Here is a 19070-nt window from a genome sequence, read left to right as displayed (position 1 = left end):
ACGTCGTCGGGGACAAACCCTGGCCCGACCCGGAGCCGACGGGCGGTCGGGCCGGGCGGAGGTCAGGGGCGCAGCGCCAGGTACCCGCGTTCGGCCGCCTCCTGGATCAGCCACTGGTCCCGGTACCAGCCCGGAGCGGCGACCAGTTCGGCGTGCCGGCCGCGCTGGGCCACCCGCCCGGCGTCCAGCACCACGATCTCGTCCAGCTCGGCGAGCCCGCTGAGCCGGTGACTGATCAGCAGCACGGAGTGCCCGGCCGGGGTGGCCGCCAGCGCGGAGGCGAGCACCGCGTCGGCGGCGGCGGGATCGAGCCCCTCGGTCGGCTCGTCGAGCACCAGCACACCCGGCGCCGCGAGCAGCGCCCGCGCCAGCGCGAGCCGCTGCCGCTGGCCGCCGGAGAGCTGGCCACCCTCCTCGCCGACCACGGTGTCCCAGCCGTCGGGCTGCTCGCGCACCCAGTCCAGCAGGCCGGCCGCCGCGGTCGCCGCCGCCAGCTCCTCCTCGCCGGCGGAGGGCCGCCCGAGCAGTAGGTTCTCCCGCACGGAGGCGTGGAAGACGTACGCCTCGGCGAGCAGTCCGCCGACGGCGCGGGGCAGGTCCTCGGCCCGGTACGCCGACAGCCCGCGCCCGTCGAGGGTGACCCGGCCGTGCGCGGGGCGCACCGCGCCGGTGAGGACGGCGGCCAACGTGCTCTTGCCGGCGCCGCTGGGCCCGACCACCGCGACCCGGCGACCGGGCGGCAGGTCCAGGCTGAACCCGTCCAGGGCGGGCGGGGCGCCCTCCCGGTACCGGACGGTGACCTCCTCGAACCGGACGTCGTACGGCCCGGGGCCGACCTCGGCGCCGTCGGAGGTGGCCGGACCGGCCGGGGCGCCCAGCAGGGCGGCGACCCGGGTCAGGCCGGTCCGCAGCTGGGTCCACTGCCGGGCGGCCCCGACCAGCGCCAGCGCGATCTCCACGGCGGCGAGCGTGCCGACCGCCAGGACGCCGACCAGCACCCCGTCCGCGTCGTCGGCGAGTGCGGCGAGCACCACCGCGCCGGCGGTCAGCCCGGCCACGAGCACCCCCGCCGCGTCGACCGCGAAGCCCGTGGCGGCGAGCCGCCGCTCCAACCGGGCCAGCCGCCGGGCCCGTGCCCCGGCCGCCTCCAGCGCGTGCCCGGTGCCGCCGAACGCGGCCAGGTCGGCGGCGCCGTGGGTGAGGTCGACCGCGTCGGTGGCGAGGGCGCCGCGCAGCGGCGCCAGCTCGGCGGCGGCGCGCCGGGTCAGCGCGGTGGCCAGTGCGGGCAGCGCCACCCCGGCGACCAGCAGCCCGACCGCGAGCACCCCGGCGGCGGCCGGCGACATGAGCGCCGCCCCGCCGACCGCGAGCACGCTGACCAGCGCCGCCGCCGAGGCCGGCACCAGCACCCGCAGCAGCAGGTCCTGGACGGCCTCCACGTCGGAGACGAGGCGGCTCAGCGCGTCGCCGGAGCGCTGCCGGGCCGTCGGGCGGGCGGCGAGGGTGCCGAAGACCCGGGCCCGGACGTCGGTGATCAGCCGCAGCACGGCGTCGTGCCCGGCGAGCCGTTCGGTGTAGCGGAGCACGCCCCGGCTGATCGCCAGCGCCCGGACCGCCACGATCGCCACGGTGAGGCGGTCCAGCGGGGGCTGGCCGGCGGCGCTCATCAGCAGCCAGGTCGCGGTGGCCATCAGGGCGAGGCCGGCGAACTCGGTGGCGGCGGCGAGCAGCCCCGCGCCGAGCAGCCGGTTCAGGTACGGCCGGGCCAGCCGCAGCACGGCCCGCTCGGCGGAGCCGGCCCGCCCCGGCCCGGTCCGGGCGTCGGCAGCGTCCCCGGGGGCGTGGGTGCTCTGCGTGCCGGGTCGGGCGTCGGCGGCGGCACCGGGCGCGTGGGTGGGTCGGGCGTCGGCGGGAGGACGGTCGTCGGTCATCGGGTGGCCTCCCCGGCCGCCGTCGGCGTCAGCTCGGTGACCCGGCCGTCCTCGATGCGCAGGATCCGGTCCGCGTCGGCGAGCAGCGCCGGCCGGTGCGCCACCAGCAGCGCCGTCCGCCCGGCCACCAGCCGGCGGGTGGCGTCGAGGACGACGGCCTCGGCGGCGGTGTCCAGCCGGGCGGTCGGCTCGTCGAGCAGCACCACGGGCGCGTCCCGCAGGAACGCGCGGGCCAGCGCGACCCGTTGCCGCTGCCCGCTGGAGAGGCCGTGCCCGCGTTCGCCGAGGACGGTGGCGAGCCCGTCGGGCAGCCCGGCGACCACGTCGTCCAGGGCGGCGTCGTGGACCGCCGTGGCGAGCGCGGCGTCCGGGGTGTCCGGCGCGCCGAGCCGGATGTTGTCGGCCAGCGGGGCGGCGAAGAGGTGGGCCCGCTGCGGCACCCAGGCCACCTGGCGGCGCCAGCCGTCGGCATCGGCGTCGGCCAGGTCGACCCCGCCCACGGTGACCCGGCCGGCGGTCGGGGTGACGAAGCCGAGCAGCAGGCCGAGCAGCGTGCTCTTGCCGGCGCCGCTGGGGCCGATCACGGCGACGCGCTCGCCCGGCCGGATGGTCAACGTGACGTCGCGCAGGGCGGTGGTCCGCTCGTACGCCACGGTCACCGCCTCGAACCGGATCTCGCCGCGGCCGTCGGGGACGGCCGCGCCCGCGCCGCGCGCCGGCGCGGGGGCGGCGGCCGACAGGGTCAGCGCCTCGTCCAGCGCGGTGAGCCCCTCCATGCTGGCGTGGAACCGGGCGCCGGCGGCCCGCAGCGGGAGGTACGCCTCCGGGGTGAGCAGCAGCACCAGCAGCGCGGTCTGGAGGGTCAGCCCGCCGCCGAGCAGCCGCACGCCGACCGGCACGGCGACCAGCGCCACCGAGAGGGTGGCCACCAGCTCCAGCACCAGGGCGGACAGGAACGCGATCCGCAGCGTCTTCATGGTCGCGACCCGGTGGCCGTCGGCCATCCGGCGGACCACGTCGGTCTGCGCCCGGGCCCGGCCGAACGCGCGCAGGGTGGGCAGGCCGGCGACCATGTCGAGGAAGTGCCCGCCGAGCAGGGAGAGCCGCCGCCACTGCCGCTCGGTGGCGGCCTGCGCCTGCCAGCCGAGCAGCGCGCCGAAGATCGGGATCAGTGGCAGGGTGACCGCGATGATCAGCGCCGAGCTCCAGTCGGCGAGGAAGATCCGGGCCAGTACGGCGACCGGCACGGTGACGCTGAGCACCAGCTGCGGCAGGTAGCCGGTGAAGTACGCGTCGAGCGCGTCCAGCCCGCGCCCGGTCAGCGTGGCGAGCTGCCCGGCGCGCTGTCCCGCGACCCAGCCGGGGCCGTGCCGCCCGACCGCCCCGAGCAGGTCGGCCCGCAGCGTCGCCTTGACCGTCGCCGCGACCCGCGCCGACACCGTGCCCTGCGCCCAGACCAGCAGCGAGCGGGCGGCCACCGCGGTGGCGAAGCCGGCCAGCGCGGGCCGGTCGAGCCGCCCTTCGAACGCGGTCGCCAGCAGCGCGGCCAGCGCCGTGGCCTGCGCGACGACCAGCCCCGCGGCCAGCACGCCGAGCAGCGCGAGCACGGCGAGGTCGCGCCGGGCCCCCGGGACCCGGCGCAGCAGACGCGGGTCGAAGGGACGGCGGTTCACCAGTACACCGGTGCCCTGCCGTCGGTCCGTCCCCGGAACACCCACCAGCACATCGCCTGAAAGCCTAGTAGGGCCGGCAGGAGCGGCAGCGTCACCCAGCTCAGCAGCCGCAGCGTGGGGGTGCTCGCCGCCGCGTCGGCCACGGTCAGTGACGCGCCCGGGTCGACCGTGGAGACGAGCGCGTAGGGCCAGATGGTCGCGCCGGCCAGGGCCACCGGCAGCGCCAGCGACGCGCAGGTGGCGGCGAAGGCCAGCCCCGGCCGCCGCCGGGCGAGCGCCGCCCGGGCCGTCAGCAGCGCCGCGACCAGCAACGACAGCAGCAGTACGCCCACCACCGGCTGCCGTGCGGCGGCGCGTACGTCGGCGGAGAGCAGGCCGAGGACGGTGGCCGCGCCGACGGTGGTGAGCGCCACCGGGACGAGCCGGGCGGCCAGTCGCCCGACCGGCGCGGCGTCGGCGGCGGGCAGCCGGAGCGTGAGGAAGGTCGCACCGTGCAGCGCGACCAGCGCGACGACGGCGAGCCCGGCGGCGGCCACGAACGGGGTGAAGAGGTGGGTCACCCCGGCGACGTGGCCGTCGGCGCGCAGCGGTACGCCCTGGAGCAGCCCGGCCAGCACGGCGCCCCAGCCGAGCGCGGCGAGCACGCTGCCGACGACCACGATCCGGTCCCACCAGGCGCGGGCCCGCTGCCCGTCGGGGCGGCTGCGCAGCTGCACGCCGGCGGTCACCAGGATGACCCCGGTCAACGCGGCGAGCACCGCCGGGTAGAAGCCGGAGAGCAGTTCCCCCTCCAACACGGGGAAGGCGCCGAACAGGATGCCGACGGCGGCCACCAGCCAGACCTCGTTGCCGAGGAAGAACGGGCCGACCGCGTTGAGCGCGGCGCGGCGGCGGGCAGGGTCGGTGCCCCGGGCGAGCAGCAGGCCGACGCCGTAGTCGTAGCCGCCGAGCACCAGGTAGACGGCGAAGAAGAGCCCGAGCAGGGCGTACCAGGCGAGTTCCACGGTCGTCTCCTCAGGCGAAGGCGGGCTCGGGGTGGGGGTCGGCCGGCGGCTGGTCCGGTTGCCGGCCCAGGGCCGGGTCGTGCGCGCCCCGGGCGGCGTGCCGGGCCAGCAGCACCCAGTTCGTGACGGCGAGCGCGCCGAGCAGCAGGCTGAAGCCGATCAGCGAGGTGAGCATCAGCCAGGGGCTGACCGGCGACACCGCCTGGTCCACGGGCAGGAGCCCGTACGCGGCCCAGGGCTGGCGGCCGACCTCGCGGGCGATCCAGCCGAGGATCATCGCGACGAACGGCAGCGGCAGGGCGAACTGGAGGATCCACAGCGGGACGCGCAGCCGGATCACCCAGTCCCGCCAGAGCAGCGGGAGCATCAGCCAGAGCAGGCCGAGGGTGAAACCGATCAGGATCATGAAACCGAGGCCGACGTCGGCGAGGGCCGGCGGGGTGTAGTCGCCGGGGCCGAACCGGGCGGTCCAGTCGGCGATCAGCGGCGCGGCGGCGGCGTCGTCGCCGAACTTGGTGGGCTGCACGTCGCTGATCGCGAAGAACTGGGCGAAGCCGAAGCCCTGCACGAAGAAGATCGCCACCGCCGAGGTGATCAGGCCGATGCGTAGCCCCTTGCGGTGCAGGGCGAAGTCGTCGGTGCGCCGGACCAGGTGCCACGCGCTGACCGCCGCCATCAGCATTCCGCCGACGAGCAGCGCCGCCGTGACGACGTGCCCGAAGGCCACGCGGAAGGTGGGGTTGTCCAGCAGCGCGGAGAAGTCGGTGAGGTGCGCGACCCCGTCGCGTACCTCGTAGCCGACCGGGTTCTGCAACCAGGAGTTCGCCACCATGATCCAGAACGCCGAGGCGTACGCGGTGATCGCGACGCCCCAGAGCAGGGCGAGGTGGACGCCCCGACGCAGCCGGTGCCAGCCGAAGATCCACATGCCGAGGAACGTCGACTCCAGGAAGAACGCGACAAGCGTCTCGATGGCCAGCGGCGCGCCGAAGACGTTGCCGACGTAGCGCGACAGTCCGCTCCAGTTCAGCCCGAACTGGAACTCCATCACGATGCCGGTGGCGATGCCGAGCACGTAGTTGATCACGTAGAGCTGGCCCCAGTAGCGGGTCAGCCGTTCGTAGACCGGCTTGTTGGTGATCACCCAGGCGGTCTGGAGACCGACCAGCAGGGTCACGAGGCCGAGGGTCACCGCCACGAAGAGGAAGTGGATCGAGGTGGTGGTCGCGAACTGCAGGCGGGCGAGGAGCAGGGTGTCCATGGCCGGCTCTCCGTACGGTTGGCTCACTTGTCGTAGCGAGCCTACACGTAGATTCCCTACGCATAACTACTATGGCCCGTCGTAGACGATGCTACGACGATTTGTAGTAGCCGTGGGGGAGGGTGGGGCGCCGGGCGGTTCGCGTACGCGGGCGGTCCCGTCCCAGCATGTCCGGCGGCGATCCACGCGGCGGTAACTCCACCGTGCGCGGAGCGCACGCCGACGGTCCCCGGGTGGGCCGGAGCGGACGGGGCGGACGCCCGCCCGGTCAGTTCAGGAAGAGGGAGACCGGCAGGGCGGCCACGTTGGTCGCCACGGTCAGCGCGGCGGCCCCGAGCAGCCGGGGCGGCCGGTCGGCGACCAGGAGCCGCTGCACCCGGACGTCGAGGTCCCGGTCGCCCAGGCCGAGCGTGCCGGCCGGAGTCACCCGGTTGCCGGCCGCGGCGAACCGGCGCAGCGCACCGGCCAGCGGGGCGTCGGCGTGCGCCTCCCGGGCCTTGTCGTCGGCCCGCATCTCGACCAGCAGGGCGACCCGGTCGTGCGCCTCGCGGACCCAGGCGAACCAGGGCAGCGCCCGGCTGAGCGCGGTGAACGGCAGCAGCACCAGGTCGTGCCGTTCCTGGGCGTGCGCCCGCTCGTGGGCGAGCACGGCCGCCAACTCGGCGCTGTCCAGCAGGTCGAGCGTGCCCGCGCTGACCACCACCCGGGGCTTCATCCCGGGCAGGCAGTACGCCGCCGCGCTCGGATGGTCCAGCACCAGCGCCCCGGGCACCGTCGGGTCCCGGCGGGCGACCAGGGCGAGCAGGTCCCGGTGCCGGCGCTGGGCGCGTACGGTGCCGTGGATGCTGCGGACGGTCGTCGTCAGCAGCACCGCGCCGATGCCGAAGCCCACCCCGACGGCGGCCAGGTGCGGCGCGCCCAGCCCGACGGGCAGGGTGCCGTGGGCGAGGTCGGTGGCGAGGGCGACCAGCGCGCTGCCGGTCGGGCGGTCGTAGGCGGACAGGCCCAGCGCCATCGGCACACCCATGGCGGAGAGCCCGAGGGCCAGCCCGACCGCCTGCCAGCAGACGATCGCGACCCGGGGACTGCGCCACGTCCAGGTGGAGCGGGACAGCACCTGCGCGGTCAGCCAGCAGGCCAGCATCGACGCGGCGAAGTGCAGGGCGTACGCCACGACCGCCGCCCTACCTGTCCGCTGCCCTGTCGGCCCGGGGCGGTTGGCCGTCGACCGACGGCGCCTCGACCCGGTCGGTCAGCGCGTCCCCACCGTGCCCGGCCCCTTCGGCCTCGGCCCCGAGGGCGGCGCGCAGCACCTCGGCCTCGGTGCCGGTCACCGAGCGGGCGAAGCGCACCAGCGCGGCGTCCCGGCTGCCGCCGAGGTCGAGGGCGTCGAGCATGAGCTGGGCGATGTACGCCTCGCGGCTGGCGGCGGCCCGGTATCGCCAGGCCCGCCCCTCCCGCTCGCGCTGCACCATGCCCTTGCCGGCGAGCCGGTCCAGCACGGTCATCACCGTCGTGTACGCCAGCTCCCGGCCGTCCAGCGCGTCGGCCACCTCGCGCACGGTGATCCCGTCCGACGTGCCCGGGACCGAGTCCCACAAGACGTCCATCACCGCACGTTCGAGATCACCAAGCCGAGTCACGCCGCAATCCTACCCCCCGTAGTAGACCCGCCCCGCCCCGCACACCCGACCACCCCACCAAGGCAGCACCCCGAGCGCTCACCCCACCCGACGCAGCACCCCAGAGCCGACTCCTCCCGAGGCAGCACCCAGAGCCGAACCCCACCCGAGGCAGCACACCTGAGCCGAGCTCTCCCACGAACCTGTCCACGAACGGTTTTCCGGGGAGCCCCGCCCGCGCAGGGATCAAGCCTGACCGCCCGGAGCGGGCGGGGCTCCCCGGAAAACCCAGGACAGAACAGTCACACCCCCTTGGGGTGCCAGACCGTCTTCGTCTCCAGCAGCGTGGTCATCCGGGTGATGCCGGGGTCGGCGGACCAGTCGTGGTCGGCCGGGGCCGGCCGGAGCACCCGTTTGAGGTTCTGCGCCGCCTTGACCTCCAGTTCCGTCGCCAGCTCGGCGTCGGCCACCCCGGTCAGGTCGATGGCGTTGACGTCCATGTGGGCGGCCAGCGCCGGCACGGTCTCGGCGATCCGGCCGGTGAGCAGGTTCACCACCCCGCCGGGCAGGTCGGAGGTGGCGAGCACCTCCGCCAGGGTCACGGCCGCCAGGGGCTGCGTCGGCGAGGTCGCCACCACCACCGTGTTGCCGGTGACGATCGCCGGGGCGATCACGCTGACCAGGCCGAGCAGCGCCGGGGACTCCGGGGCCACCACGGCCACGACGCCGGTCGGCTCGGGCGCCGACAGGTTGAAGTACGGCCCGGCGACCGGGTTGGCGCCGCCGTAGACCTGGGGGAGCTTGTCGGACCAGCCGGCGTACCAGACCCAGCGGTCCACGGCCGCGTCGACCTCGTCGCCGGGCACGCCGAGGGCGACGAACTGCTCGCGCCGGCCCTCCAGCATCTCGGCGACCCGGTAGAGGATCTGACCCCGGTTGTACGCCGTCGCCCCGGCCCAGCCCTTCACGGCGGCGCGGGCGGCGACCACGGCGTCCCGCGCGTCCTTGCGGGAGGCGAGGGAAACGTTGGCGTCCTGCACGAGATACGACCGTCCCGACTCGCTGCGCGGGAACTTCCCGCCGATGAAGAGCTTGTACGTCTTGCGTACCGCGACCCGCTCAGACATTGAGGTAGCCCTCCAGCCCGTGCCGGCCGCCCTCGCGACCGTAGCCCGACTCCTTGTAGCCGCCGAAGGGCGAGGTGGGGTCGAACTTGTTGAACGTGTTGGCCCAGACGACGCCGGCGCGCAGCCGGTCGGCCATCCACAGGATCCGGGAACCCTTGTCGGTCCAGATCCCGGCCGACAGCCCGTACGGCGTGTTGTTGGCCTTCTCGACGGCCTCGGCCGGGGTGCGGAACGTCAGCACGGAGAGCACCGGGCCGAAGATCTCCTCGCGGGCGATCCGGTGCGCCTGGGTGACCCCGGTGAAGATCGTCGGCGCGAACCAGAAGCCGCGCTCCGGCAGCTCGCACGGCGGCGACCAGCGCTCCGCGCCCTCGGCGGACCCGGCGTCGGAGAGCTCCCGGATCCGCGCCAGCTGCGCGGCCGAGTTGATCGCGCCGATGTCGGTGTTCTTGTCCAGCGGGTCGCCGACGCGCAGCTGGGCCATCCGCCGCTTCAGCGACTCCAGCACCCGGTCGGCGACGTTCTCCTGGATCAGCAGCCGCGAGCCGGCGCAGCAGACGTGCCCCTGGTTGAAGAAGATCCCGTTGACGATCCCCTCGACGGCCTGGTCGACGGGGGCGTCGTCGAAGACGATGTTGGCGGCCTTGCCGCCCAGCTCCAGCGTGAGCTTCTTGCGGGTGCCGGCGACCGAGCGGGCGATGGCCCGGCCGACCTCGGTCGAACCGGTGAAGGCGACCTTGTCCACGCCCTGGTGCTCGACCAGCGCCCGGCCGGTCTCGCCGGCGCCCGTGACGATGTTGACCACGCCGGCGGGCAGGTCGGCCTGCTGGCAGATCTCGGCGAAGAGCAGTGCCGTCAGCGGCGTCGTCTCGGCCGGCTTCAGCACCACCGTGTTGCCGGCGGCCAGCGCCGGGGCGATCTTCCACGCCAGCATCAGCAGCGGGAAGTTCCACGGGATGACCTGCGCGGCCACGCCGAGGGGGCGCGGGTTCGCGCCGAAGCCGGCGTGCTCCAGCTTGTCGGCCCAGCCGGCGTAGTAGAAGAAGTGCGCCGCGACCAGGGGCAGGTCGACGTCGCGCGACTCCTTGATCGGCTTGCCGTTGTCCAGGGACTCCAGCACGGCCAGCTCGCGGGAGCGCTCCTGGAGGATCCGGGCGATCCGGAAGAGGTACTTCGCCCGGTCCCGGCCCGGCATCGGGCCCCAGACCTTCTCGTACGCCTGGCGGGCGGCGCGGACGGCGCGGTCCACGTCCTGCGCGCCGGCCTCGGCGACCTCGGCGAGCACCTCCTCGGAGGCCGGGTTGACCGTCTTGAACGTGCCGCCGTCGGTGGGGTCCACGAACTCCCCGTCGACGAAGAGCCCGTAGGAGGCTTTCAGGTCCACCACCGAGCGGGACTCGGGGGCGGGTGCGTATTCGAACATCGGCTCTCAGTCCAGGGTGAAGTAGTCGGGACCGGAGTAGGTGCCGGTCGTCAGCTTGGTGCGCTGCATGAGCAGGTCGTTGAGCAGGCTGGAGGCGCCGAACCGGAACCAGTCCGGGTCCAGCCAGTCCGCGCCGACGGTCTCGTTGACCATCACCAGGTACTTGATGGCGTCCTTGGTGGTCTTGATGCCGCCGGCCGGCTTCACGCCGACCTGCCGGCCGGTGGCGGCCCGGAAGTCGCGGACGGCCTCCAGCATCACCAGGGTCACCGGCGGGGTGGCCGCCACCGGGACCTTGCCGGTGGAGGTCTTGATGAAGTCGCCGCCGGCCAGCATCGCCAGCCAGGAGGCGCGCCGCACGTTGTCGTACGTGGCCAGCTCGCCGGTCTCCAGGATGACCTTGAGGTGCGCGTCGCCGCAGGCCTCCTTGGTGGCCACGATCTCGTCGTAGACCTCCTGGTAGCGGCCGGCGAGGAAGGCGCCCCGGTTGATCACCATGTCGATCTCGTCGGCGCCGGCCGCCACGGCGGCCCGGGTGTCGGCGAGCTTGACCTCCAGCGGGGCCTGGCCCGACGGGAAGGCGGTCGCCACGCTGGCCAGGTGCACGCCGGAGCCGCGCAGCACCTCGGCAACGTGCGGGACCATCGCCGGGTAGACGCAGACCGCGCCCACGTGCGGGCAGGACGGGTCGGCCGGGTCGGGGCGCAGCGCCTTGGCCGCGAGGGCCCGCACCTTGCCAGGGGTGTCCGCCCCTTCGAGGGTGGTCAGGTCGACCATCCGGATCGCCAGGTCGATGGCCTGGGCCTTGGCGGTGGTCTTGATGGAGCGGGTGCCGAGTTGTGCCGCCCGCTGCTCCGCGCCGACCTGGTCCACGCCGGGCAGGCCGTGCAGGAAGGTCCGCAGAGCGGTCTCGGATCGTCCCAACTCGGAGAGCTCCGACCGGGCCGACGTCGCTGTCGCCGTCATGCCCCGAAGTCTACGCACCCGGCCGGACAGTGATCTTGGTCACCGTGCTGTCGCCGGCGCGGTGGTGAGCGAGGTCGCCGGTCCGGCCGCACCCGCAGTGCCGGGACGGGTGGACCGGTAGGTTGAGCGATCGTGGACGTACACGTCATTGACCATCCGCTCGCCCAGTCGCGGCTGACCGCCATGCGGGACGCGCGCACCGACTCCTCCTCGTTCCGGGCGGCGCTGCACGAACTCACCACCATGCTGGTGTACGAGGCCGCGCGCTCCTTCCCCGTCGAGAAGTACCCGGTGCAGACCCCCGTCACCGGCACCGAGGGCACCCGGCTGGCCAACCCGCCGCTGCTCGTACCGGTGCTGCGGGCCGGCCTGGGCATGGCCGACGCCGCGCTCGGCCTGCTGCCGGAGTCCTCGATGGGCTTCGTCGGCCTGGCCCGGGACGAGGAGACCTACGAGCCGCGCGCCTACATGGAGTCGCTGCCGCGCGACCTGAGCGGCCTGCCGGTGCTGGTGCTCGACCCGATGCTCGCCACCGGCGGCTCGCTGGAGCACTGCTGCCGGCTGCTGGCCGACCGGGGCTGCACCGACATCACCGTGCTCTGCGTGCTCGCCGCGCCCGTCGGCATCGAGCGGCTGGAGCGCTCCGGCCTGCCGCTGCGCCTGGTCACCGCCTCGATCGACGAGGGGCTCAACGACCGCATGTTCATCGTGCCGGGGCTCGGCGACGCGGGCGACCGCCAGTTCGGTGGCATGCCCCGCTTCTGAGGTCCGTCGCGCGGCTGCGCGTGAATCCGTGCGCGAGTCCGTGCGCGGGATGCGCGCAGCCGCTACCGTCTCCGGCCATGACTGGTGTTGCGCTCGCCGAAGAGCTGCTTCTCCTCGCGTACGACGACGAGACCGGCAAGGCGACCATGCCGCGGATCAGCCTCGACCTGGGGATGGCCGCCGCGGTGCTGATCGAACTGGCCCTGGCCGGGCGGATCGTGTACTCCGAGGGGTCCCTGACGGTGGTCGACCCGACGCCCACCGGCGAGCCGCTCGTCGACGGGGTCCTCGCCCGCATGGCCGCCGACACGCCCCACAGCCCCTCGTCCTGGGTGCAGCGGCTGCGGCACGGCCTGCGCGACAAGATCCTCGGCGACCTGTGCGCCCAGGGCGTGGTGCGCGACGTCGACGAGACCGAGCTGGGCTTCATCCACGTGCACCGCTACCCGACGGTGGACCCGGCCGTCGAGGCGGACACCCGACGCCGGCTCGCCGAGGCGCTGGCCAGCGGCGAGCTGCCCGACGAGCGGACGGCGGCCCTGGCCACCCTGGTCGCGGTGCTGCGGATGGAGCCGGCGCTCGGCCTGAGCGGTGACGCGGCCCGGGAGGCCCGGCAGCGGCTGGAGGAGATCGCCGGCGGCGCCGGCTTCTCCGGCACCGTCAGCCTGGACGACTCCGTGGTCCGCCCCTCCGTCGGCCTCGTCGTGGCCGCCCTGGGCAGCGCCGTGGACGCCGCCCTGGGCCCCCGCCGCTAACCACCCGACCTGGACCACCCGCCCCGCCCCGCCCCACCCACCACCCACCACCCACCACCCACCACCCTCGACCGGCGGCCCCCGTCGCCGGCCCTTGTCGATCAAGAAGTTTGCGTCCTGGAGAGGCGCGTTCCCTGACGCAAACTTCTTGATCACCGGGCCTCGCCCGGGGTGCCTGGCTGCGGGGTGCCTGGCTGCGGGGTGGGTGGGGGTGGGGGTGGGGGTGGGGGCAGCGTCAGAGGCCCAGGGTCTTGGCCATTTCCGTGCGGAGGGTGGCTACCGCGGCGGTGGCGCGGGCGCGGGCTGCGGCGACGTCCCCGTCCGCCACCGGTTCCACCACCTCCAGGTACGCCTTGAGCTTCGGCTCGGTGCCCGAGGGGCGGATCACCACCCGGGCGGTGCCGGTGCGCAGGATCACCACGTCCGCCTCGGGGAGCAGGTCCTGCGCCTCGGTGACCGGCTGCCCGAGCAGCGTCGTCGGGGTGGCGGCCCGGATCCGGGCCATCGCGTCGGCGATCAGCCGCAGGTCGTCCACCCGTACGGAGAGTTGGTCCGTGTGGTGCACGCCGAACTCGGCGGCCAGCTCGTCCAGCCGGTCGGTCAGGGTGCGCCCCTGCGCCTTGAGCCCGGCGGCCAGCTCCGCCACGGTCAGCGCGGCGGTGATGCCGTCCTTGTCGCGTACGTGCTCCGGGGCGACGCAGTAGCCGAGCGCCTCCTCGTAGCCGAAGACCAGCGGCTGGGTCCCGCCGCCGGCCCGGACGATCCACTTGAACCCGGTCAGCGTCTCGTCGTACGGCAGGCCCCGGGCGGCACACATCGCCCGCAGCAGCGACGACGACACGATCGTGGTGGCGTACAGGCCGGTCACGCCGCGCCGCATGAGGTGGTCGGCCAGCAGCACACCCACCTCGTCGCCGCGCAGCATCCGCCAGCCGGGCGGGTTCGCCGCCGCCTGATCCGGGCCGGCGACCGCTGCCTGCCTGCTCACCGCGGGACCGGTGTCCCGGACGGCCACCGCGCAGCGGTCCGCGTCGGGGTCGTTGGCGATGGCGATGTCCGCGCCGGTCGCCTCGGCCAGCGCGACCAGCCGGTCCACCGCCCCCGGCTCCTCCGGGTTGGGGAAGGAGACGGTCGGGAACGCGGGGTCCGGCTCGGCCTGCTCGGGCACCACACCGGGCACGGGGAAGCCCGCGCGGGCGAACGCCGCGGTGAGCACCGCCGCGCCTACCCCGTGCAGCGGCGTGTACGCCACCGCCAGGTCGCGCGACCCGTCCGGGTCGATGACGGCGGCGGCCCGCTCCACGTAGGAGGCCACCAGGTCGTCGCCGAGCACCTGACCGGCCGGCCCGAGGGGCACCTCGGCCAGCGACCCGACCGACCGGATCGCGGCCTCGATGCCGGCGTCGGCCGGGGGCACGATCTGGGCGCCGTCGCCGAGCGTCCCGCCCAGTTCCGCGCCGAGGTAGACCTTGTAGCCGTTGTCCTGCGGCGGGTTGTGGCTGGCGGTCACCATCACCCCGGCGACCGCCCCGAGGTGGCGCACCGCGTACGCGAGCACGGGGGTGGGCAGCGGGCGGGGCAGCAGCAGCGCCGGGCGTCCCACGCCGGTGGCGACCTGGGCGGTCCGCTCGGCGAACTCGCGGGAACCGTGCCGGGCGTCGTACCCGATCACCAGCGGGCCGGAGCCGCCCTGGGCGGCGAGCCAGCCGACCAGCCCGGCGGCGGCCCGGGTGACCACCGCGAGGTTCATCCCGTTGGGGCCGGCGCGCAGCGGGCCGCGCAGCCCGGCCGTGCCGAAGGTCAGCGGGCCGGCGAAGCGGTCGGCCAGCTCCGGGGCGCTCGCCGGCAGGCGGTCGAGCACCGCCCGCAACTCCTCCCGGCTGGCCGGGTCGGGATCGTCGTCGAGCCAGCGCCGTGCTTGCTCGCGAATGTCGTCGATGTCAGTGGTTTCCGCCGGCATGTCTCTTGATAGCACGCCGGCGGATCACCACCGCGCTTCCCCCGGGCTCAGCCGGCCTCGGTGAGCTGGAACGACTTCACCATCTCGTCGAAGATCGGCCGGCTGTCGGCGAACTTCGTGTCGGTCGAGGTGAGGTAGAACGAGTAGACCTTGCCCTCGTGGACCACGCCGCGCCACACGCCGTGCCGCTTGGCCTCACCCTCGCCGCAGGTGTACTCGAACTCGGCCGCCGCCTTGCCGACCCACTGCACCTCGTTCATGGCGAGCTGGGCGTACGGCTTGGCGCAGGACTTGGAGCGGTTCTTCAGACCGTCCTCGGCGACCTCGGCCCAGCGCATCGAGTTGGTGCGGAAGTCCTCCACCAGGATCCGGACCTTGCGGCCCTCGTCCTCCGGGTCGACGTAGTCCACCCAGTTGCCGGCGCTCTTGATCTCCCAGCCCTGCGGCACCATGACCCGTACGCCCTTGCCGGTGTGCTCCTTCATCTCGGGCACGCCGGCGGCCGGGGCCTGCGACGTCGGGGCGGCCTGCGGGACGGTCGGCGCCGGGTCGTCGCCGCCGGTGAAGAGGACGACCGCCCCGATCAGCAGCAGTGCGGCCAGGCCGCCGGCGGCGGCGAGCTGCACCTTGCGCGGCCAGCCCTTGACGGTGCCGACGAGCTGGTTGCCGACGGCGCCGACCCGGCCGCCGAAGCCACCGCCCGAGTCGCTCGTGGCGGGCGCGGTGGCGGGGGTCGCCCACGGCTGCCCGGTGCCCGGCACCGACCACTGGCCGCCGCCGTAGGTGCCGCCGAGGTGCTGGGTGGCCTCCGGCGGCGGTGCGCCGAAGACGGGCGCTCCGACGCCCACCCGCTGGGTGGCCTCCGGCGGGGTGCCGAAGGTGGGCGTGCCCGCCTTCACCCGCTGGGTCGCCTCGGTCGGGCCGCTGAAGCCGACCAGGCCGGCGGCGTTGGTGCGCAGCTGCTGGGTGGCGTCCGACCCGCCGGACGTCATCCGCTGGGTCGCCTCGGCGCCGCCGTAGGTGCGGCCGGCCGGCGTGGACCCGCTCGGCGCGGGCATCGCGCCGGTGGGGGTGTGCAGCGGCCCGGCCAGGGCGTCGGCGCTGGTGTCGTCCATCGCGGCGGGGCTCGCGGCGAGGGCGGCCTGCGCGGGGCGCTCGCCCCGGCGCAGCGCCGCCAGCCGGTCGGTGAGCGACTCGCCGGGGTTGAGCATCGCCCGGCCGCCGATCTGCCCGCTCGGCTTCGGCTGCTCCGGCTCGGCGGCCGGCGGGGTCGGCACGGGCCGCTGCACCGGGACCACCGAGTAGGGGTCGGTCACCGAGTTCACGGCGGCGGCGTTGCTGGTCAGCGGGCCGGCGAGCAGCTCGCGCAGCATGGCCCGGGCGGTGTGCACGTCGAGGCGGCGGGCCGGGTCCTTCTCCAACAGGCCCATCAGCACCCGGGCCAGCGGCCCGCTGCGCTGCGGCGGGGCGGGCGGGTCCTCGACCACGGCGTGCATGGTCTCGATCGGGTCGCCCTTGTCGAACGGGGGCCGCCCCTCCACCGCCGTGTAGAGCGTGACGCCCAGCGAGAAGAGGTCGCTCGGCGGGCCGAACTCCTGGCCCATCGCCCGCTCGGGGGAGATGAAGTGCGGCGAGCCGAGCACCATCCCGGGGGTGGTGAGCTGCACGTCGGTGGGCATCCGGGCCACGCCGAAGTCGGTCAGCACGCAGCGCCCGTCGGCGCAGATCAGCACGTTGGCCGGCTTGACGTCGCGGTGCAGCACGCCGATCGCGTGCGCCACCTCCAGCGCGCCGAGCAGGGCGATGCCGATCTTGGCGACCACCCGCTGCGCGACCGGCCCGTCCTCGATCACCATGTCGGCGAGGCTGCGGGCGTCGAGCAGCTCCATCACGATCCACGGCCGGCCGCCCTCGGTGACCACGTCGTAGACCTGGACGACGGCCGGGTGCTGGATGGCCGCCGCCGCGCGGGCCTCGCGAAGGGTGCGCTCGTACATGGCGTCGCGGTCGCTGGGGGCCAGCCCCGGGGGCAGGACGACCTCCTTGACGGCCACGTCCCGCCGCAGGAGTGTGTCCGTGGCACGCCAGACCGTGCCCATGCCGCCGTTGCCCACCGCCGAGCGCAGCGAGTAGCGCTCGCCGATGGTCGTGCCGGGCGTCGCGCGTCCGTTGGGGGAACTGACTGGTCCGCCGCTCCACGTCGGGATCTGAGTCACAGAAAAGCCACCGGGGGAATTCGAGGGGGGCTGGGACACAACCCCCCTATCTTGCTGGTTCCGACGCCCGATGCGAAACCCGACGCGGCGGACGTTTGTCGAACTGGACGGTACGTGTCCGAGCGTTCACCTCTCGTCGATGCCCGTCGACGTGTCGCCCGGTGTGCGGTATCCCTCACCCGCCGACGCCGTCGCGCGTCCTACCATCCGCTAATGAGCGAACCGCGGTCAAGCGAGTCCGGTTTTCCGATCAAGGGCGTCTACACGGCCGCGGACCTTCCGGAGGACCTGGATTCCCGGCTCGGCGGCCCGGGCGAGTTTCCGTACGCGCGCGGGGTCTACCCCACCATGTACACCTCCCGCCCCTGGACCATGCGCCAGTACGCCGGCTTCGGCACCGCCACCGAGTCCAACGCGCGCTACCACCAGTTGTTGCGGGCCGGCACGATGGGTCTCTCCGTGGCCTTCGACCTGCCGACGCAGATGGGCTACGACTCCGACGACCCGATCGCGCACGGCGAGGTGGGCAAGGTCGGGGTGGCCATCGACTCGATCGACGACATGCGGCTGCTCTTCGACGGCATCCCGCTCGACAAGGTCTCGACCTCGATGACCATCAACGCGCCCGGCTCGGTGCTGCTCCTGCTCTACCAGCTCGTGGCCGAGGAGAACGGGGTCGCCGGCTCGGCCCTCAACGGCACGATCCAGAACGACATCCTGAAGGAGTACATCGCCCGCGGGACGTACATCTTCCCGCCGAAGCCCTCGCTGCGGCTGGTCGCCGACACCTTCGGCTACTGCCGCAAGGAGGTGCCGAAGTGGAACACCATCTCCATCTCCGGCTACCACATGGCCGAGGCCGGCGCGTCGCCCGCGCAGGAGATCGCGTTCACCCTGGCCAACGGCGTCGAGTACGTCCGGGCCGCGCTGGAGGCCGGCCTGGCCGTGGACGACTTCGCGCCCCGGCTGTCGTTCTTCTTCGTCGCCCGCACCACCCTGCTGGAGGAGGTGGCGAAGTTCCGGGCCGCCCGCCGGATCTGGGCCCGGCTGATGCGCGACGACTTCGGCGCCAAGAACCCGAAGTCGATGATGCTGCGCTTCCACACCCAGACCGCGGGCGTGCAGCTCACCGCCCAGCAGCCGGAGGTCAACCTGGTCCGGGTGGCGGTGCAGGGCCTCGGCGCGGTGCTCGGCGGCACCCAGTCGCTGCACACCAACAGCTTCGACGAGGCGATCGCGCTGCCCACCGAGAAGGCGGCCCGGCTGGCGCTGCGGACCCAGCAGGTGCTGGCGTACGAGACGGACCTGACCGCCACCGTCGACCCGTTCGCCGGCTCGTACGTGGTGGAGGCGATGACCGCCGAGATCGAGGCGGCGGCGACCGAGCTGATGGAGCGGGTGGCCGACCACGGCTCGGCGGTCGACGCCATCGAGGCGGGCTTCCAGAAGCGGGAGATCGAGCAGTCCGCGTACCGGATCGCGCAGGAGATCGACTCCGGCGAGCGGGTGGTGGTGGGCCTCAACCGGTTCACCGTCGACGAGGAGGAGCCGTACGAGCCGCTGCGGGTCGACCCGACGATCGAGGCGGCGCAGGCCGAGCGGCTGGCGCGGCTGCGCGCCGAGCGCGACGCCGGGGCGGTCGAGCGGGGACTGGCTGAGCTGCGGGCCGCCGCCGAGGGCACGGAGAACGTGCTCTACCCGATGCGGGATGCGCTGCGGGCCCGCGCCACGGTGGGCGAGGTCTGCGGCACCCTGCGCCAGGTGTGGGGGCTGTACCGCCCGAGCGACCGGTTCTGATCACGTCGGCCGACGGCCGTCCGACCTCCCGCCGCGTCGGGGGCGGGCGGCCGTCGGCGTCCGGTGCGGCGCCGCTTCACCCGTGCGCCGTAACCGGCCGGTGCACGTCCGGGTAACGACCCGCCCACGGCGCGTTCCTGCTGGTCGCGGGCGTGCGGGGCGGAGCGCTACAGTCGGAGCAGACGCTGGCCGCCCATCGGCGGCGCGGGCGCGTGGAGCAGTCCCGGCGACGCCGCCGGAGGGCCGCGCGCGGTGCGGGGCGACGTGGCCGACCGGCCACGGCGTGTGCCGGACGGGTTCGGGGGTAACCCGACCGGGTGGACGTGGACGCACACGGTGTGCGGTTGGTCGGCGACGGGGTGTGTGACCGTCTCGGGTGCCCTCGCTCGGGCGATGGTCGGGTAATTGTCGGAGTGTCCGTCGGTGTGACCGACTAATGCGACAATTCGGAAAAGCGGCCTCTGCGATCGGCATCGATTTCGCGGCGGCCGGGCCGATTACGCGTTGTAGGAGGTGGGGGGCGGATGACGGCGTTCGACCGCGATCTACCTGCTGTCCCGCAGATCTACG

The 19070-nt window shown here is 74.4% G+C and carries 14 protein-coding genes; 3 read left to right on the top strand and 11 right to left on the bottom strand.

Annotation, left to right across the window (positions count from 1 at the left end; translation table 11 throughout):
- Positions 1–62: 62 nt before the first annotated feature.
- The 9 genes from cydC to deoC form a co-directional block, all read right to left on the bottom strand.
- Entirely contained in the window at positions 63–1931 is a 1869-nt protein-coding gene (cydC, locus tag ACLQ20_RS02205) for a thiol reductant ABC exporter subunit CydC (RefSeq protein WP_425853977.1), read from the bottom strand.
- Positions 1928–3604 carry a thiol reductant ABC exporter subunit CydD gene (gene cydD, locus ACLQ20_RS02200; protein WP_425853976.1) on the bottom strand — a complete coding sequence of 559 codons (1677 nt, stop codon included), beginning with the start codon at positions 3602–3604 and terminating at the stop codon, positions 1928–1930. Before cydD ends, cydC begins: the two co-directional genes overlap by 4 nt.
- Positions 3601–4608, bottom strand: a complete 1008-nt coding sequence (locus ACLQ20_RS02195) for a cytochrome d ubiquinol oxidase subunit II (RefSeq protein WP_425853975.1) — start codon at positions 4606–4608, stop codon at positions 3601–3603. Before ACLQ20_RS02195 ends, cydD begins: the two co-directional genes overlap by 4 nt.
- Before the next feature lie 10 nt (positions 4609–4618).
- Positions 4619–5869, bottom strand: a complete 1251-nt coding sequence (locus ACLQ20_RS02190; protein WP_425853974.1) for a cytochrome ubiquinol oxidase subunit I — start codon at positions 5867–5869, stop codon at positions 4619–4621.
- Between the two features lie 268 nt (positions 5870–6137).
- The gene (locus ACLQ20_RS02185) at positions 6138–7043 is read right to left on the bottom strand and encodes a M56 family metallopeptidase (protein WP_358115395.1); all 906 of its coding nucleotides are present in this window, start codon (positions 7041–7043) and stop codon (positions 6138–6140) included.
- A 10-nt stretch (positions 7044–7053) separates the two neighbouring features.
- The gene (locus tag ACLQ20_RS02180; protein ID WP_358115398.1) at positions 7054–7512 is read right to left on the bottom strand and encodes a BlaI/MecI/CopY family transcriptional regulator; all 459 of its coding nucleotides are present in this window, start codon (positions 7510–7512) and stop codon (positions 7054–7056) included.
- 281 nt (positions 7513–7793) lie between these two features.
- Positions 7794–8618: an aldehyde dehydrogenase family protein gene (locus ACLQ20_RS02175; protein ID WP_151457508.1), complete on the bottom strand. Its 825-nt coding sequence runs from the start codon at positions 8616–8618 to the stop codon at positions 7794–7796.
- Complete coding sequence (locus tag ACLQ20_RS02170; RefSeq protein WP_132231410.1) at positions 8611–10041, bottom strand: aldehyde dehydrogenase family protein; 1431 nt, start codon at positions 10039–10041, stop codon at positions 8611–8613. The genes ACLQ20_RS02175 and ACLQ20_RS02170 overlap by 8 nt, the downstream gene beginning before the upstream one ends.
- 6 nt (positions 10042–10047) lie before the next feature.
- Positions 10048–11007 (bottom strand): deoxyribose-phosphate aldolase, encoded by a 960-nt coding sequence (gene deoC / locus ACLQ20_RS02165; protein WP_311413747.1) that lies wholly within the window; start codon positions 11005–11007, stop codon positions 10048–10050.
- Positions 11008–11139: 132 nt separating this feature from the next.
- On the opposite strand from deoC, the gene upp reads away from it, so the two are divergent.
- Both upp and ACLQ20_RS02155 read left to right on the top strand, forming a co-directional pair.
- A complete protein-coding gene (gene upp, locus ACLQ20_RS02160; RefSeq protein WP_089002050.1) occupies positions 11140–11772 on the top strand; it encodes a uracil phosphoribosyltransferase in 633 nt (210 codons plus the stop codon).
- 77 nt (positions 11773–11849) lie between these two features.
- Positions 11850–12527 (top strand): GOLPH3/VPS74 family protein, encoded by a 678-nt coding sequence (locus ACLQ20_RS02155; protein ID WP_151457505.1) that lies wholly within the window; start codon positions 11850–11852, stop codon positions 12525–12527.
- Between the two features lie 235 nt (positions 12528–12762).
- Here the strand turns inward: ACLQ20_RS02155 and ACLQ20_RS02150 are convergent, their stop codons facing one another.
- A complete protein-coding gene (locus ACLQ20_RS02150; RefSeq protein ID WP_425853973.1) occupies positions 12763–14487 on the bottom strand; it encodes a phospho-sugar mutase in 1725 nt (574 codons plus the stop codon).
- 47 nt (positions 14488–14534) lie between these two features.
- Positions 14535–16601, bottom strand: coding sequence for a protein kinase domain-containing protein (locus tag ACLQ20_RS02145; protein ID WP_425854242.1), 2067 nt, complete (start codon positions 16599–16601; stop codon positions 14535–14537).
- Between the two features lie 315 nt (positions 16602–16916).
- On the opposite strand from ACLQ20_RS02145, the gene ACLQ20_RS02140 reads away from it, so the two are divergent.
- Positions 16917–18500 carry an acyl-CoA mutase large subunit family protein gene (locus ACLQ20_RS02140; protein WP_151455636.1) on the top strand — a complete coding sequence of 528 codons (1584 nt, stop codon included), beginning with the start codon at positions 16917–16919 and terminating at the stop codon, positions 18498–18500.
- Positions 18501–19070 lie beyond the last annotated feature (570 nt).

The organism is Micromonospora sp. DT46 (assembly GCF_049841735.1).
GTDB classification, from domain to species: domain Bacteria; phylum Actinomycetota; class Actinomycetes; order Mycobacteriales; family Micromonosporaceae; genus Micromonospora; species Micromonospora reichwaldensis.
Note: the sequence above shows the minus strand (reverse complement) of the source record. Positions and strands in the feature narration are given on the sequence as shown.

Bases quoted from the DNA above. Each gene is read 5' to 3' on its own strand.
- ACLQ20_RS02170 (WP_132231410.1), bottom strand. From the start codon at position 10,041: ATGTTCGAATACGCACCCGCCCCCGAGTCCCGCTCGGTGGTGGACCTG.
- ACLQ20_RS02150 (WP_425853973.1), bottom strand. From the start codon at position 14,487: ATGCCGGCGGAAACCACTGACATCGACGACATTCGCGAGCAAGCACGG.
- ACLQ20_RS02155 (WP_151457505.1), top strand. From the start codon at position 11,850: ATGACTGGTGTTGCGCTCGCCGAAGAGCTGCTTCTCCTCGCGTACGAC.
- deoC (WP_311413747.1), bottom strand. From the start codon at position 11,007: ATGACGGCGACAGCGACGTCGGCCCGGTCGGAGCTCTCCGAGTTGGGA.
- ACLQ20_RS02175 (WP_151457508.1), bottom strand. From the start codon at position 8,618: ATGTCTGAGCGGGTCGCGGTACGCAAGACGTACAAGCTCTTCATCGGC.
- ACLQ20_RS02140 (WP_151455636.1), top strand. From the start codon at position 16,917: ATGAGCGAACCGCGGTCAAGCGAGTCCGGTTTTCCGATCAAGGGCGTC.
- ACLQ20_RS02190 (WP_425853974.1), bottom strand. From the start codon at position 5,869: ATGGACACCCTGCTCCTCGCCCGCCTGCAGTTCGCGACCACCACCTCG.
- cydC (WP_425853977.1), bottom strand. From the start codon at position 1,931: ATGACCGACGACCGTCCTCCCGCCGACGCCCGACCCACCCACGCGCCC.